This is a genomic window from Pseudomonas sp. LBUM1658, assembly GCF_059716055.1.
Map to the genome: position 1 here is coordinate 3819852 of NZ_CP166798.1, position 16190 is coordinate 3836041.

A 16190-nucleotide genomic window follows, 5' to 3' on the forward strand; every position below is an offset into this window, starting at 1 on the left:
GTAAAAGTTGCGTAACGAAACGAGACTTTTTTAAATGTTCGTGTTTAATAGATAAGGACTTGTTCTCAAACGGACCTCCTCTTATGTCAGCGGTACAAGGTGATTTGCGTGAAGTATCAGAGCAAAATCGGTTGGCGGCAATATCTCGACCTACTTATTTATCTGATGTAACTCGAAGCTCCAGTCAACTGGTTATTATTGTCGAGCGCAAAGAAGACTGGGCGTCTTACTTCCCCTCCGAGGATGTGATGAGTGCGCAGGAGTACCTCGAACAACCCCTTGAAAACGAGGCTGGCAAGCGTATACAGGTTATTAATTTGTGCCGCAGCTACAAGTATCTGGGTCACGGGTACTACTGTTCATTACTTGCAGAAGCGCGTGACCACAAAGTTATTCCGTCGGTGCGGACCATCAGCGAGCTGACACGTAAGTCACTGTATGGCCTGGCGCTCGACGATCTGGACAAGGCGCTCGACAAGGCACTGAATAATCATATTTACAGCAATACCGAGGGATTCACACTAACCCTGTATTTTGGCAAGACCAACCTTGAACCCTTGCAGGAACTGGCTCGGCAAATATTTGAAATATTCCCTTGCCCGGTCCTTTTGGTCGAATTCCGTAAGAGTAATAGTTGGCGCATTGAGGGAATAAAGTCCGGCGCCTTGCACAAGTTACGCGAAGACCAGGAAGATCAGTTTGCCAACTCGCTGGACAGTTTCAGCCGCAAGATCTGGCGAATGCCGCGCTCACCACGAGTGGCCCGCTACGACCTGGCGATACTGCATGACCCGCAAGAAGCGCTGCCGCCTTCCAATGCCAAGGCGCTGGCGAGTTTTGTAAGGGTTGGCAAGGGTCTGGGCATTGATGTCGAACTGATCGAGAAGAAAGACTATTCACGAATCGCCGAGTATGACGCCCTGTTGATTCGCGAAACCACCAGCGTGGATAACCATACCTACCGCTTCGCCAAGAAAGCGGAAAGCGAAGGTCTGGTGGTGATGGACGACCCCACTTCAATCCTGCGCTGCACCAACAAGGTGTACCTGACCGATCTGCTCAAGAGTCATCAACTGGGCATGCCGGCGACCGAGATTCTCTACAAGGAGCGACCGGAAGACTTCGAGCGGGTCGGTGAACGCCTGGGCTTTCCGTTGGTGCTGAAGATTCCCGATGGTTGTTTCTCCCGTGGCGTGATCAAGGTCGAAAGCCAACAGGCACTGCTGGAGGCCACCTCTGAGCTATTCGAACACTCGGTGTTGTTGCTGGCTCAGGAGTTCTTTTACACCGAATACGACTGGCGGATCGGCGTGCTCAACCGCAAGCCGATCTTCGCCTGTCAGTACTTCATGTCCAAAGGTCACTGGCAGATCTACAACCACAAGGCCAAAGGCCAGGACATAAACGGAGAATGCCGCACCCTGGCGGTCCACGAGGCGCCACGCGCAGTGGTCGAGCTGGCGGTGAAGACCGCGAACCTGATCGGCGATGGTCTTTACGGGGTCGACCTGAAGCAGTCCGGCGACAAAGTGGTGGTGATCGAAGTCAACGACAACCCGAACATGGACGCTGGTATCGAAGATGCCTACCTGCAGGACGATTTGTATTCGCTGGTGCTGGAAGAGTTCGTCCGCAGGCTGGAGCTCAAGCGTCGCGGCCAGGCCTGGTGAGCGGTCGATTCCATGCTCATCTTGCAAGACACCTGACTTTCGCTGTCGATAACGCTAGAGGGCAGACATGATCAAGAGTTTTAAACTTGCCCATGGGGCGTTGGTACCGGTTGAACACCTCAATGCCGAGGTGATGTTGTTCAACAATCCCGATAACGCCGAACGGGAACTGCTGCGCAGCGATTTCAAACTGGACGATCACGCGCTGGCTTCGGCGCTGGACCCCGACGAGGTCTCGCGTATCGAGTTTCACCCGGATAACCTGTTCTTGATCTGGAAGCGCCCGGAAAGTTACTCGGGTGGAGACAGCCTGGCCTTCGAGGTATCGTCCTTCGGTCTATTGTTCTCTGAAACACGCTTGCTGGTCATCGCCAGCGACGATTCCCAGTTGAATGGCCTGGGCGAGCGGCACCCCTTGCACACACCGCTGGATGTGCTGCTGGACATGCTATTCAACAACCTCCATCACTACCTGGGCCATCTCAAGGTGATCAAGATGGTCGCCCGCGAACTGCAGCAGAAGTTCAACGCCTCAATGGAGAACCGCCATCTGATCCAGATGTTCAACCTCAGCGAGAGCCTGATCTACTACATCAACGCGATTCACAGCAATGGTGCAGTCCTGATCCGGCTGCGCAACCATGCCGAGAAAGAGCATTTCGGCGCCGAGGCGATCGCGCTTATCGATGATCTGATCATCGAGAACACCCAGTGCAACAAACAGGCGGAAATCTACTCAAGGGTGTTTTCCGGTTTGATCGATGCGCGCGGCAATCTGATGAACAACAGCATGAACAACCTGCTGCGCAAACTGACGCTGATCAACGTGGTCTTCCTGCCGCTCAATCTGATCGCCAGCATCGGCGGCATGTCCGAGTTCAGCATGATGACCGCAGCCGTACCCTGGTGGATTGCCTATCCGCTTTTTGTCACAGCCATGCTGGTTACCGGGGGCCTGATGGTGATCGTGCTCAAACGTCTGACGCGCGGCTCGCCCAGTATGAACGGCCCCCACTGAACTCTTCAGCAAGGATCCGCTCAAGGAACAAAACGATAGCCCACCCCTGTTTCGGTAACGAGATGGCACGGCTGCGAAGGGTCAGCTTCGATCTTCTTGCGCAGGCCGCCCATGAACACTCGTAGATACTGGGTGTCGGTTTGATGGGTAGGCCCCCATACCGCCTTGAGCAATTGGAGATGCGTCAGCACTCGGTCCGGGTGGGCGCACAAGTGGGTCAGCAGGCGGTATTCCAGTGGGGTCAGATGCACGGGGACGCCAGAGCGCTCCACGATGCGCCGATCCATGTCGATCCGGACATCACCAAAGGTCACGATCGGGGTGCTTTCAATACTCTTCACGCTCCGGCGCACCTGGGCCCGGACTCGCGCGAGCAGTTCACCCGTGCCGAACGGCTTCACCAGATAGTCATCGGCACCGGTATCCAGCGCAATAATCTTGGCGGACTCGGCACTGCGCGCCGACAAGACGATGATCGGAACCTGCGACCAGGTCCGCAGGTCGCGGATGAGGTCGACGCCATCGCCATCAGGCAGTCCGAGGTCAAGTACTATGAGGTCGGGACGTCGTGTCCCGGCTTCAATGAGACCCCGCTGCAGCGAGTCCGCCTCATACACCTGCAGCCCCTCGGCCTCAAGCGCCATGCGTACGAAGCGCCGGATTTCACTTTCGTCCTCAACGATCAGGACACGTAGCGCTGTTTCACTCATGATTCTGGCCCTCGTCAGTCGGCTCCGGCGACAGTTCGATAATCGGTGGTTCACCGCGTGGCAGACGCAATGTGAAACGTGCACCGCCATCCGGACGCGTCACTCCGTGAACCGTTCCTCCATGAGCCTGGGCAATGGCACGGCTGATGGCAAGTCCCAGCCCTACACCCGGGATCGCGCTTTCCTTCTTGCCGCGTTCGAACTTGCTGAATATCGCTTCCTCATGCCCTCGCGGCAATCCGGGGCCATAGTCGTCGACCCATAATTCCACGGTATCGTCGGTGGCAGCAGCAGCAATTCTGATGAGCGTATCGGGCGGGGTGTACTTGCCAGCGTTCTCTAGCAAGTTGACCAGAATTCGTTCGATCAGCACCACATCGATGTTCACCAACGGCAGATCTTCAGGAAGCGCGACCTGCACCGGGCGTGATCCTAAAGCTGGACGAATGGCCCTCAGCGAGCTGCCCACGACTTCCTCCAAAGGTTGCCATTGCAGGTTTAGCGCAACTGCGCCGGACTCGAGTCGTGCCATATCGAGCAGATTGTTAACCAGTATGTTCATGCGCAGCGCTGATTCACGTATCGCATGGGCGATCTCGACTGGCTCACCGATCAACGGGGGCTTGGTCAGCGTCAGTGTCTCCGCCAACCCGACCATCGCGGTGAGGGGCGTTCGCAGGTCGTGCGAGATCGCAGCGAGCAGCGAGTTTCGCAGACGCTCCGACTCCATCTGAACCGTGGTGTCCTGAGCTACATTGACGTAATGGATTCTTTCGAGCGAGATCGCCAATAGCGACGCGCACGTGTCGAGCAAGCGTCGCTGCTCCGGAACCCCCAATCGCGTAGCGTCCCGCGGCTGCACGGCCAATACACCGCGTACGCGCATTGGCGCCGACAACGGCAGATAGAGTGTAGCGCTAGCCGGAAGCGTATCGGTTCCGTGTCCGGCTGCCTCGACTTTATCGAAGGACCATTGGGCAATGGCAGAGTCGACCTCAGGAGCATCGCCTGTGGTCATCGGCGTTTGCAGCTTGTCGTTGTCATCCGCGACGAGCAATGCCGAGCGTGCGTTGAATTCGTCTGCGAGGAAGCGCGTCCCGATCTCGGCCACTTGCTCGGTCATTAGCGCTGCGGATAACTGTCGGGACATCTCATACAGCGCTCGAATGCGATCTTCGCGTTTTTGCGCAACCCGTGCCTGGTAGGTCAGGCCGGCAGTCATTTGACCGATCACCAGTGCGACAACGAGCATTACACCGAAGGTCACCAGGTACTGGACGTCGCTGATGGCGAACGAAAAGCGCGGTGGCACGAAGAAGAAGTCGAACGCACCGACCGAGAGGAATGCTGCGAGAACAGCCGGTCCGCGGCCGTAGCGAACTGCGATGCCAACCACCGCGAGCAGGAACAACATCACGATGTTTGCCAGTTCGAACACCCGCAACAGCGGTGTGGCGAGCAAAGTGGTAGCCGCACAGATCGCAACACTTATGACATAGGCAGGCCAGGCTACGCGACCCTCGCTTCCGGCGACCGCTGCCTGGGGTCGTGTACGCTGTACCGCTGGGAGTGCGATCTGCACCACATCGAGGTCGGTTCCGAGCTCACCGATCCGGTCCGCCAGAATACGTCGCCAAGACCAGCGGCGCGGTTTGTCGTCGCGACCAAGCACTACCTTGGAGAGGTTGTGCTGTCGTGCGTACTTGACCAGGGTCTCGGCAACGTCTTGACCGGCCAGGGTCGAGATCTGTGCTCCCATCTCTTGTGCGAGTTTCAACGTGCGCAGGACACGGCCTCGTGCGACCTCGGGCAGGCGTTGCAATGCGGGTGTCTCGACGTAGACGGCATGCCACGGCACGTTGAGTTGGGCCGCCAGACGCGCGGTCGAGCGCACTGTTTTCTCTGTGCGCTCACCTGGGCCGACGCAGGCAAGCAGCGAATCTCGTGTGCCCCAGACTGGCTGTACCGCACCGCTCTGGCGGTACTGCAGCATCTCGTTGTCGACCCGGTCGGCAGTTCGGCGCAGCGCCAGTTCTCGCAGCGCTATGAGGTTGCCCTTGCGGAAGAAATTGTGCACCGCGCGTTCGGCCTGATGAGGCAGGTACACTTTGCCTTCCTTCAAACGCTGCAGCAGGTCGTCGGGTGGCAAATCGACGATGACAACTTCGTCTGCGGTGTCGAACACATGGTCGGGCACTGTCTCCCAGACCCGGATCCCGGTGATACCGCCGACAATGTCGTTCAGACTCTCAAGGTGTTGAACATTCATCGAAGACCAGACATCAATCCCGGCATTGAGTAGCTCCTCCACATCCTGCCAGCGCTTTGGGTGCCTGCAGCCGGCGAGATTGGAATGCGCCAGCTCATCGATCAGGATCAGCTCTGGCTTGCGCTCAAGAGCGCCGTCGAGATCGAACTCAGTCAGCGTGCGATCCTTGTAGAGGACTTGTTTGAGTGCCAGCTGTTCGAGCCCGGAGACTAGAGCTTGGGTCTCGGCGCGACCATGGGTTTCGACCACGCCAATCAGCACATCGACATGCAGTTCTTGCGCCGCACGGGCGGCGGCGAGCATCGCGTAAGTCTTGCCGACACCGGCGCTGGCACCGAAAAAAATCTTCAGTCGGCCGCGCTTTGCCTGCGACTCCTCCTCGCGAATCTGCGCCAGCAATTGATCCGGATCGGGGCGTTGTCCGTCCATCAGGACCACCGTGTATGAATCGGCACTCAGCGTGCGGCGTCGAGTGCCAGGTTCAGTGCCAGGACGTTGACCCGCGGCTCGCCCAGGAATCCGAGCAGCGAACCTTCGGAGTGTTCGACAATCAGTGCGCGCACTCGCTCGAGCGGCAGCTTGCGGACCCGCGCGACCCGGCCGGCCTGGTAGTCGGCTGCAACGACACTGATATGCGGGTCAAGTCCACTGGCAGAACTGTAGACCAGGTCAGCGGGTGCCGGCGCACTGTTGCCCGGGTCGCCAGCATGCAGCGCTTCGATGCGGCTCTTGACCGCGTCGGCCAGTGCCGGGTTCAGCGGGCCCAGATTCGATCCGCTCGAAGCGCTAGCGTTGTAAGGCATAGGGCTCGTGGCGGAAGGACGGCTCCAGAAGTACTTGGGATCACTGAAGGCCTGGCCGATCAACATGGAGCCCACCGGCTTGCCGTCCTTCTCGATCAGACTCCCGGCAGCCTGCCGGGGAAAGACCAGTCCGGCGATGCCGGTCATGGCCAGCGGGTAGGCCACGCCGGTAATCAGGGAGAGCACGATGAGCAGTATCAATGCGGGACGGAGCAAGGATGACATGTGAGCGCTCCTTCAAGTCAGACCGACAACCGACAAGGTCATGTCGATCAGTTTTATACCAATGAACGGCACAATCACGCCGCCCAGACCGTAGATCAACAGATTCCGACGAAGCAGCAACGCGGCACCGACCGGGCGATATTTGACGCCTTTCAACGCCAACGGGATCAGGAACACGATGATCAGCGCATTGAAGATCACCGCAGACAGGACCGCCGAGTTCGGGCTGGTGAGACCCATGATGTTGAGCGCGGAGAGCTGGGGGTAGGTGGTGACGAAGGCGGCCGGGATGATCGCGAAATACTTCGCGATGTCGTTGGCGATCGAGAAAGTGGTGAGTGAGCCACGGGTCATGAGCATCTGCTTGCCCGTTTCCACCACCTCGATCAACTTGGTCGGGTTGCTATCGAGGTCGACCATATTGCCAGCCTCTTTGGCGGCCTGGGTGCCCGAGTTCATCGCCACCGCGACGTCGGCCTGAGCCAGCGCAGGCGCATCGTTGGTACCGTCGCCGGTCATTGCGACCAGCCGACCTTCGCTTTGGTGGCTGCGGATCAGCAGCAACTTGTCCTCGGGCGTCGCCTCGGCCAGGAAGTCATCAACCCCCGCCTCGGCAGCGATCGCCGCAGCAGTGAGCCGGTTGTCCCCTGTGACCATAATGGTCTTGATGCCCATGCGGCGCAGCTCGGCAAAGCGTTCCTTGATGCCACCTTTGACGATGTCTTTAAGTTCAATAACACCGAGTACCTTGGTGCCATCTGTCACGACGAGCGGCGTACTGCCACGGCGGGCAACTTCGTCGACGATGACTTGCACTTTTTCCGGAAAGTTGCCGCCGAGGGCGTCAACATGTTTGTGGATCGCTTCGGCCGCCCCCTTGCGTATCTGCCGGGATTCCATGTCGACGCCGCTCATACGTGTCTGCGCCGAGAAGTGGACAAAGTGCGCACCCAGCGCGTGAATGTCGCGCTCGCGCAGTTTGAACCGCTGTTTTGCCAAAACTACGATACTGCGGCCCTCGGGGGTTTCATCGGCAAGCGAGGCGAGTTGCGCCACGTCGGCCAGTTCCGCTTCCTTGACTCCCGGTGCCGGTAGAAAGGCCGATGCCTGGCGATTCCCGAGGGTGATGGTGCCCGTCTTGTCGAGCAACAACACGTCGACGTCACCTGCGGCCTCCACCGCCCGACCCGAGGTGGCAATCACGTTGGCCTCCATCATACGGCTCATGCCGGCTACACCTACCGCCGACAGCAGGCCGGCAATGGTTGTGGGAATCAGGCAGACAAGTAGCGCGACCAGTACGGTGATCGAGATCGGCGATCCGGACTTCGCCACCTCGACGCCGTACAGTGAGTACGGCAGCAGGGTGACCGTGACGCCGAGAAATACGATGGTCAGCGCCACCAGCAAAATCGATAAGGCGATTTCGTTCGGGGTCTTCTGCCGCTTGGCGTTCTCGACCATCGCGATCATGCGGTCGACGAAGGTTTCACCGGGGTTGGTCGTGACGCGTATGACGATCCAGTCAGAGAGTACCCGTGTCCCGCCGGTCACAGCGCAAAAGTCGCCGCCAGCCTCTCGTATCACCGGTGCTGATTCGCCAGTGATTGCGGACTCGTCCACTGACGCTGCGCCCTCAATCACATCGCCATCCGCGGGAATCAGAGAGCCCCCGAGATCGCCTGCTTCGACCAGTACCACGTCACCCTTGCAGAGATCGCCGGACTGAGCCAGTTGCCATTCAGCGCCGTAGTGGGGTTCGTGCAGCTTCTTGGCCCAGGTTTCCTTTTTCAGATCACGCAGCGAGGCAGCCTGAGCCTTGCTGCGGCCTTCCGCCAGGGCCTCGGCAAAATTGGCAAACAGCAGGGTGAACCATAGCCAAAAGGTCACGGCGAGGATGAAACCGCTGCTGGCCTCGCCCTTGCCAATGAGCCCTTGAACCCACAAGCCCGTCGTGAGGATCGCACCGACATAGACGACGAACATCACCGGGTTGCGCCACTGCACCCTGGGGCTGAGTTTGCGAAAGGACTCGACGATGGCGGGTCTGATCAAGGTAGGGTCGAACAAAGTGAATGTTTTTCGGGTCATTTTCTCGGGCTCACTTGAACAGCACCAGATGTTCGACGACCGGACCCAGCGCAAGCGCCGGCACGTAGTTCAGCAAACCGACCAGCAGCACAGTGCCGATCAACAGAACGACGAACAGCATCCCATGCGTGGGCATCGTTCCTGCCGTTACGGCCAGTCGTTTCTTGGCCGCAAGACTGCCGGCAATCGCGAGCACCGGTACGATGACACCGAAGCGACCAAACCAGACGGCGAAAGCGAGCATCGTGTTGTAGAAAGGCGTGTTGGCCGACAGGCCGGCGAAGGCGCTACCGTTATTGTTGCCGGCCGAGGTAAAGGCATAGAGGATTTCGGAGAACCCATGAGCCGCGGGATTGGCGACGCCGATCCGCCCCGCGTCGGCCATCACTGCAATGGCCGTCCCGAAGAGCACCAGCAGCGGGGTCATAAGAATGGCGATGGCCACCATCTTCATCTCATAGGCCTCGATCTTCTTGCCAAGATACTCGGGGGTACGGCCGATCATCAGGCCGGAGATGAAGACCGCGAGAATGGCAAACACCAGCATGCCATATAGCCCTGAGCCGACACCACCGAACACCACTTCGCCGAGTTGCATCAGCACCAGTGGAACGGCACCACCTAGCGGTGTGAACGAGTCGTGCATGCCGTTCACCGCCCCGCACGAAGCCGCAGTGGTGACGGCGGCGAACAAACTCGACGCAGCGATGCCGAAACGCACTTCCTTACCTTCCATGTTGCCCGCGGTCGCGTCGACACCCAGCGCAGAGAGCTGCGGATTGCCAAGCTGTTCGTAATGGGTGACCGCCACGACAGCGATGACAAAAATTATCGTCATCGCCGACAAGACTGCCCAACCCTGGCGCTGATCACCCACAACGCGGCCGAACACGAAACACAACGCAGTCGGGATCAGGAAGATCGCGATCAACTGGAAAAAGTTCGCTAGCGGGGTCGGGTTCTCGTAGGGATGTGCGGAGTTGGTATTGAAGAAGCCACCACCGTTGGTACCGAGCATTTTGATCGCTTCTTGTGACGCCACCGGCCCCATCGCAAGTGTTTGCGTGTTGCTGGTGTTGTCCTGCATAACGGCCTTGCCCTGTGCGTCCATCACCGGCTGGCCGGAAGCATCGAGCTTGGGTGACTGGTACCGTGTCACCTCAAGCGTCGTCACTGCTTTGTACGGATCGAAATTCTGGATCACGCCCTGGCTGACGAAGAACAGCCCGAATATCAGCGACAGCGGCAGCAGGACCCACAAAACGACGCGGGTGAGGTCCGCCCAAACATTGCCGATGCTGGCCACGCTGTGGCGTGCGAAACCACGGATCAAGGCCATCACCACCACAACACCAGTGGCCGCCGACAGAAAATTCTGTACCGTCAGCGCGAGCATCTGGGTCAGGTAGCTCATCGTCACTTCGCCGCTATAGCCTTGCCAGTTGGTGTTGGTGACGAAGCTGGCTGCCGTGTTGAACGACGAGTCGGGGCTGATGGCGCCAAAACCCTGCGGATTGAGCGGAAGGACACCTTGCAGCCGCTGCAGCGCATAGACGACCAGCAGCCCGAGAATATTGAACAGCAGCAGCGCGAGCACGTACTGAAGCCAACCCATCTCGGTGTCAGCCTTGACACCAGCGAGGCGATACAGCGGAGCCTCAATGCGTGAGCCGAAGGTGAATCGGCCCTCCATCACCGTGGTGAGCCAACTGGCGAGCGGCCAGGCCAACGCAGCCAGCACCAGGAGATAGACGCCAAGCTGAATCCAGGCCTGGATCGTCATGAGAAGTCCTCCGGAAACAGCAGCGCTGCGATGAGGTAGATCAGCAGCCCGGCCGCCAGCAAGCCACCCAAGAGGTAGAGGCCACTCATGAGCGCCTCCTGTTCAGTGCAGCACAACCGAAGGCCAAGCCCACTACGGTGGCGAAGAACAGCGCACCGAGCCCTAGAAAGACGAAGTCCATCGCGATCCCTCCTGTGATGGTGATTAAGGCTAGTTGCTCATGTATCAAGATGTTGACAATATTCAGGGGGGCGAGATAAAGATCTCGAAAAAACGGGACGGGGCTTTTAGCGCTGTTGCTCTCTACGACCTCACCCCAGATTGAGCCGCATCCAACTTTCGACATCAGTAACGCTGATATTTTGTTGACTGTTGAAGGTCGTGTTCTTGTTCCAGGCAACCCCTTTCCCCTCGGCAAATACCACCCGGTATTTTTTCATGGGATCTTCCGGATCCTGTGCCAGATCGGCCTTCAATGCGGGGACGCTCCACTCCTCTCTGCGCACCTTGCGCTCGAGTACAAGGTCAACTGTGTCCGCCAACTCGCCGTAGGTCAGGGTGTCACCGGCGGTGTACACCACCTGATTCTTGATTCTCGGCTCCGCGAACAGAATCTCTGCCGTCAGAAGACCAATATCCTCGGGCGTGGTCACTGTGACGGCGGTCTTCCAGCTGCCGAGCGCATGCACGACATTTTGCGCAAGATCGACCACCCCAAAAACCGGCTCGAACAGGAAGCTGGTGAACATTCCCGTGGAGACGATGACCCATTCGGTGCGATCTTGCGAACGCAGAAGGTCGCGCACATCGAGCTGCTCGTCGAAAAGATCCTGGGCGCTGCCTCTGCCTATGACGTCATAATCAACGCCAAACTGCCAAGGCACATAACGCTTCACGTTGGCGTCGATTGCAGCGCGAGCGAGCTTTATTTGCGTGCCCTTCCCGGCCGCGAAACCAATGCAACTGACCAAGGTATCGAAGCCCCTGAACAGCCCGCTGAGATCCGCTATAGAGTCGGTAATGAGGTCGCCGGGCAACAGATCAATGTCCAGCGCGCGCAGTTCGACGATAGCCTGTTTTTTGCCCGGATCTCTGGACTCTATCGTCGAAGGTCGAAGAAGCACTGTCACCCGAGTGTCGGCAGCTGAAGCGGCCAATCTGGAAACTGAGGGGGATTGAACGAGTCATGATGGCATCCTTTGGCGGTTTACTATTTGCTATAGGTCCATCACAAAACGTGCCAGTTTTTTTATACCCCCGTAGGAGCGAGCTTGCTCGCGATGGTCTCAAGGGCGACGCGTTTATTCAGAAAACACGCGTTATCGTTAACGCCCATCGCGAGCAAGCTCGCTCCTACAGAGGAGACGATGCAAATCAATGCCGTATACAAACCGACTTGGTCTCAGTAAAAGCATCAAGCCAGTCAACCCCAAAATCCCGCCCATTCCCAGATTGCTTGAAACCACCGAACGGCATGTTCGCATCAATCAACGTGTGGCTGTTGACCCATACCGTGCCGGCCTCGATACGCGGTGTCAGGTCCATGGCTGCCGACAAACTGGTCGTCCACAAGCTGGCCGTGAGCCCGTATTCGCTATCGTTAGCCCTGGTCAGCGCCTCTTCGGCATCGGCAACCCGCGTCAGGGTGACTACGGGGCCGAATACTTCGTCGCGGGTCAGCGAGAGACTGTCGTCGGGATTGATGAGCAGCGTCGGTGAAACGTAAAAGCCTTCAGCGTTTGGCCCCATTGCGCCACTGATCAGCTCGGCCTTGTGGGTGCGAGCCTCTGCCAGGTAGGACTCGATTTTCAGTTGATGCGCTCTAGAGGCGACCGGATTGATTTGCGTGGTCGGGTCCATGCCCGGCCCTACCGAAAGCCCCTTGACCGCCAGCTCGAAATCCCCCGCCAGTCGGTCGAACAGCGGAGCCTCTACGTAAATCCGTGAACTGGCGGCACACACCTGACCCTGATTCAGAAAGCTGCCCATCATCAAACCTTCAACCACCTGCTTCGGGTCGGCGTCCTTGAGGACGATGGCCGGGTTTTTGCCGCCCAACTCAAGGGTAATTCGGGTCATTCGGTCGACGGCGCTGTGGGCGATGCCCTTACCGGTGGCGGTCGAGCCGGTAAAGCTGATTTTGCTGATCAGCGGGTGACTGGTCAGGGATCGGCCGCAGACGGAGCCGCTACCGGTCACCAGATTAAACACCCCAGCCGGGACGCCGGCTTCGGTGGCGAGTTCGGCCATGCGCATCAACGTCAACGGAGTGATCTCCGAGGGTTTGATCACAATCGAGCAACCGGCCGCCAGCGCGGGCATCACCTTCCACATGCCAATCATCAGCGGGAAATTCCAGGGCACAATCCCGGCGACCACACCTATGGGTTCCTTGCGCGTATACGCGGTATATCGAGCCCCGTCAGGAACCGGAATCGACAGGTCCAGGGTGCGCCCCGAGATCTTGGTCGCCAGCCCTGCGGTATAGCGCATCCAGTTCAAGGTGCAGCCCACTTCAAAGGCCCGCGCCACCACAATCGATTTGCCTTGCTCGAGGGTTTCCAGCTGAGCCAGCTCTTCGGCATGTTGTTCGAGCAAGTCGGCATAGCGCAGTAAAATACGCTCGCGCTCTGCGGGCAGACGGCGCGACCACACGCCAGAGCGAAAGGCTTTATGGGCCGATGTCACCGCACGCTCCACATCGTACTCATTGGCGTCGGCGGTGGTGGCGATCTGCAGACCGGTCGAGGGGTCGTACACCGGCAAGGTGCTGGTGGAGCGGGCGCTGACCCAGCCGCCATCGATATACAAGCCATGGCTTCGCTTCAAGAAAGCAATGACACTGTCCAGTGCCACGATTCCAGTGTGGTTCATGATCCTTGCCTCAGGCTGATGATTGGAAATGCCTGCACCGCCCTGACTACAAGTCATGAGTGACAGCGCTTTGCGTCAGAGCCTAAATCAGCCTGTGCGCGCCTGGCTTTTTCGCCCGTGCCAGACGGGTTTCTCTGCATGCCAATCTGGATTCAGGTCGCGCAGCCAGGCTGTAAAAAGTGATTTAGGCACAGAGCACAAGCTTTCTGGCAAGAATCCAAAAGAAGCCACCCTCCAGCTGTAGCAAAGTGCAGGCGTGCCTGTCACCGGCTCTTCTCAAGGAACTCAGAAATGTTCTCGTCCGTAGCTTTGCTAAAAAGAAAACCCCTTGCTCGACTCGCGCTGGCTATCTCCTTGGGCACGCTCGGCCTGCCTTGCTGGATATCCAATGCCGCTGCCCATGGCGCCGCCGCGGAAATGGTGCCGCTGCAATCGACCCTTGAGGAGTTTGGCGCCACGGTCAAATGGGACAACTATGCCAACCTGTTCGTCATTGCCAAGGATGGCGCCTACGTCAAGGTCAAGCCAGACAGTAAGGTGGCCATGCTCAACGGCAAACGGATGGAGTTGTCGGTGCCGGTGGTGTTCAAAGGCAAGACCGCGTTCATGTCCAAGGACTTTATCAACCAGGTATTCCAGTCCGGCCTCGACAAGACCTTTGTCATCGAGACCCGCCCTAACCCGCTCAACCCCCTGAGCGCGGACGAAATCAACAGTGCGGTCGATATCGTCAAAAAATCCGCCAACTACAAGCCGGGCTTTCGCTTCACCGAAGTATCGATCCATGAGCCACCCAAGGATCAGGTCTGGAACTTTGTCTACACCGGGCAAAACGTCGCCCAGCCGCGCCAGGCCAGCATCGTTGTGCTGGATGGCAAGCATGTCATTGAGGGCCTGGTCGATCTCGACAGCAAGACACTCAAGTCCTGGACACCTGTCGAAGGCGCTCACGGCATGGTGCTGCTGGACGACTTCGCGACAGTGCAGTCGGCGATTGAATCCAGCCCCGAATACGCCCAAGCGCTGGCCAAGCGTGGCATCACCGATGTGAAAAAGGTCGTGGCAACGCCATTGACGGTCGGGTACTTCGACGGCAAGGACGGCCTGGAGCAGGACAAAAGACTGCTGAAGATCGTCAGTTATCTCAATACCGGTGACGGCAACTATTGGGCGCACCCGATCGAAGGCCTGGTGGCGATCGTCGATCTGGAACAGAAGAAGCTGATCAAGATCGAAGACGAGGCGCTGATCCCGGTTCCGATGAAACCGACGCCCTACGATGGTCGCGGGCGCAAGGCCGCGCAGGTCAAGCCACTGGAGATCATCGAGCCGGAGGGGAAGAACTACACCATTAGCGGCAACAGCATCCATTGGCAGAACTGGGACTTCCATGTTCGCCTCGATTCCCGGGTCGGACCGATCCTGTCCACGGTCACCTATGACGACAAGGGCAAAAAACGCAAGATCATGTACGAGGGCTCGCTGGGCGGAATGATCGTGCCTTACGGCGATCCGGACGGCGGCTGGTACTTCAAGGCCTACCTGGATTCGGGCGATTACGGCATGGGCACCCTCACCTCGCCAATCGCCCGCGGCAAAGACGCTCCGGAAAACGCCGTGCTGCTGGACGCCACCATTGCCGACTACACCGGCGCACCGACCAAGATCCCGCGCGCCATGGCGGTATTCGAGCGCTACGCCGGGCCGGAGTACAAGCACCAGGAGATGGGCCAAACCAACCTCAGCACCGAGCGTCGCGAGCTGGTCATCCGCTGGATCAGCACCGTCGGCAACTACGACTACATCTTCGACTGGGTCTTCCAGCAGAACGGCACCATCGGCATCGACGCCGGCGCCACCGGTATCGAAGCGGTCAAGGGTGTGAAATCGAAAACCATGCATGAGGCCACGGCGAAAGAAGACACGCGCTACGGCACCCTGCTGGACCACAACATCGTCGGCACGACCCACCAGCACATCTACAACTTCCGCCTGGATATGGATGTCGATGGCGAGAACAACTCACTGGTTGAAATCAATCCGGTGGTTGCCCGCAACGACCGTGGCGGGCCGCGGACCAGTACCATGCAGACCGAACAACAGGTGGTCGGCAACGAACAGCAGGCCGCACAGAAATTCGATCCCTCGACCGTCCGCCTGCTGAGCAATTTCAGCAAGGAAAACAAAGTCGGCAACCCGGTTTCCTATCAGCTGATTCCGTATGCCGGCGGTACTCATCCGGTGGCCAAGGGCGCCAACTTCGGCAAGGACGAATGGCTCTATCACCGCCTGAGCTTCATGGACAAACAACTCTGGGTGACTCGCTACAACGCCGAGGAGAAATACCCGGAAGGCAAATACCCTAATCGCTCGGACAAAGACGCGGGCCTGGGGCAGTTCACCAAGGATGACCAATCCATCGAAAACACCGATGACGTGGTCTGGCTGACCACCGGCACCACCCACATCGCCCGGGCCGAAGAGTGGCCGATCATGCCGACCGAGTGGGTGCATGTGCTGCTTAAACCCTGGAACTTCTTCGATGAAACGCCAACGTTGAATTTGAATGTGTCGGAGTAAACCAGGGTGTTAGGGCGTACCCGGTCGGCGTAGGAGCTGGGTAGGAGCTGTCGAGTGAAACGAGGCTGCGATCTTTTGATCTTTCCAGGTCCACTTGAGTCCCAAGCGAAAGATCAAAAGATCGCAGCCTATCGGCAGCTCCTACATAATCGCGTGTCGCCGCAGTT

At 58.5% G+C, this 16190-nt stretch carries 10 protein-coding genes and 1 pseudogene; 3 read left to right on the forward strand and 8 right to left on the reverse strand.

Annotation, left to right across the window (positions count from 1 at the left end; translation table 11 throughout):
• Positions 1-83: 83 nt before the first annotated feature.
• Together ACA064_RS17420 and ACA064_RS17425 are read left to right on the forward strand one after the other, a co-directional pair.
• The gene (locus tag ACA064_RS17420; protein WP_497669233.1) at positions 84-1670 is read left to right on the forward strand and encodes a RimK family ATP-grasp domain-containing protein; all 1587 of its coding nucleotides are present in this window, start codon (positions 84-86) and stop codon (positions 1668-1670) included.
• Between the two features lie 67 nt (positions 1671-1737).
• On the forward strand, positions 1738-2688 hold the full coding sequence (locus ACA064_RS17425; protein ID WP_497669234.1) for a magnesium transporter CorA family protein: 951 nt from the start codon (positions 1738-1740) through the stop codon (positions 2686-2688).
• Positions 2689-2708: 20 nt separating this feature from the next.
• On the opposite strand, the gene kdpE is transcribed toward ACA064_RS17425, so the two are convergent.
• The 8 genes and pseudogenes from kdpE to ACA064_RS17465 all read right to left on the reverse strand — a co-directional run bounded on the left by kdpE (position 2709) and on the right by ACA064_RS17465 (position 13443).
• Positions 2709-3398 carry a two-component system response regulator KdpE gene (kdpE, locus tag ACA064_RS17430; RefSeq protein WP_497669235.1) on the reverse strand — a complete coding sequence of 230 codons (690 nt, stop codon included), beginning with the start codon at positions 3396-3398 and terminating at the stop codon, positions 2709-2711.
• Entirely contained in the window at positions 3391-6096 is a 2706-nt protein-coding gene (gene kdpD, locus ACA064_RS17435; RefSeq protein WP_497669236.1) for a two-component system sensor histidine kinase KdpD, read from the reverse strand. Before kdpD ends, kdpE begins: the two co-directional genes overlap by 8 nt.
• 26 nt (positions 6097-6122) lie before the next feature.
• Positions 6123-6695 carry a potassium-transporting ATPase subunit KdpC gene (gene kdpC, locus ACA064_RS17440; protein WP_497669237.1) on the reverse strand — a complete coding sequence of 191 codons (573 nt, stop codon included), beginning with the start codon at positions 6693-6695 and terminating at the stop codon, positions 6123-6125.
• A gap of 12 nt (positions 6696-6707) precedes the next feature.
• Entirely contained in the window at positions 6708-8786 is a 2079-nt protein-coding gene (gene kdpB, locus ACA064_RS17445; protein WP_497669238.1) for a potassium-transporting ATPase subunit KdpB, read from the reverse strand.
• Positions 8787-8796: 10 nt separating this feature from the next.
• On the reverse strand, positions 8797-10569 hold the full coding sequence (kdpA, locus tag ACA064_RS17450) for a potassium-transporting ATPase subunit KdpA (protein ID WP_497669239.1): 1773 nt from the start codon (positions 10567-10569) through the stop codon (positions 8797-8799).
• Positions 10566-10658 carry a K(+)-transporting ATPase subunit F gene (gene kdpF, locus ACA064_RS17455; protein ID WP_497669240.1) on the reverse strand — a complete coding sequence of 31 codons (93 nt, stop codon included), beginning with the start codon at positions 10656-10658 and terminating at the stop codon, positions 10566-10568. The genes kdpA and kdpF overlap by 4 nt, the downstream gene beginning before the upstream one ends.
• Before the next feature lie 222 nt (positions 10659-10880).
• Positions 10881-11735: pseudogene (locus tag ACA064_RS17460) on the reverse strand (aromatic alcohol reductase); the annotation flags it as partial.
• Positions 11736-11943: 208 nt separating this feature from the next.
• Positions 11944-13443: an aldehyde dehydrogenase family protein gene (locus ACA064_RS17465; RefSeq protein ID WP_497669241.1), complete on the reverse strand. Its 1500-nt coding sequence runs from the start codon at positions 13441-13443 to the stop codon at positions 11944-11946.
• A 291-nt stretch (positions 13444-13734) separates the two neighbouring features.
• Here ACA064_RS17465 and tynA point away from each other — a divergent pair, with 291 nt between their 5' ends.
• A complete protein-coding gene (gene tynA, locus ACA064_RS17470) occupies positions 13735-16023 on the forward strand; it encodes a primary-amine oxidase (RefSeq protein ID WP_497669242.1) in 2289 nt (762 codons plus the stop codon).
• Positions 16024-16190 lie beyond the last annotated feature (167 nt).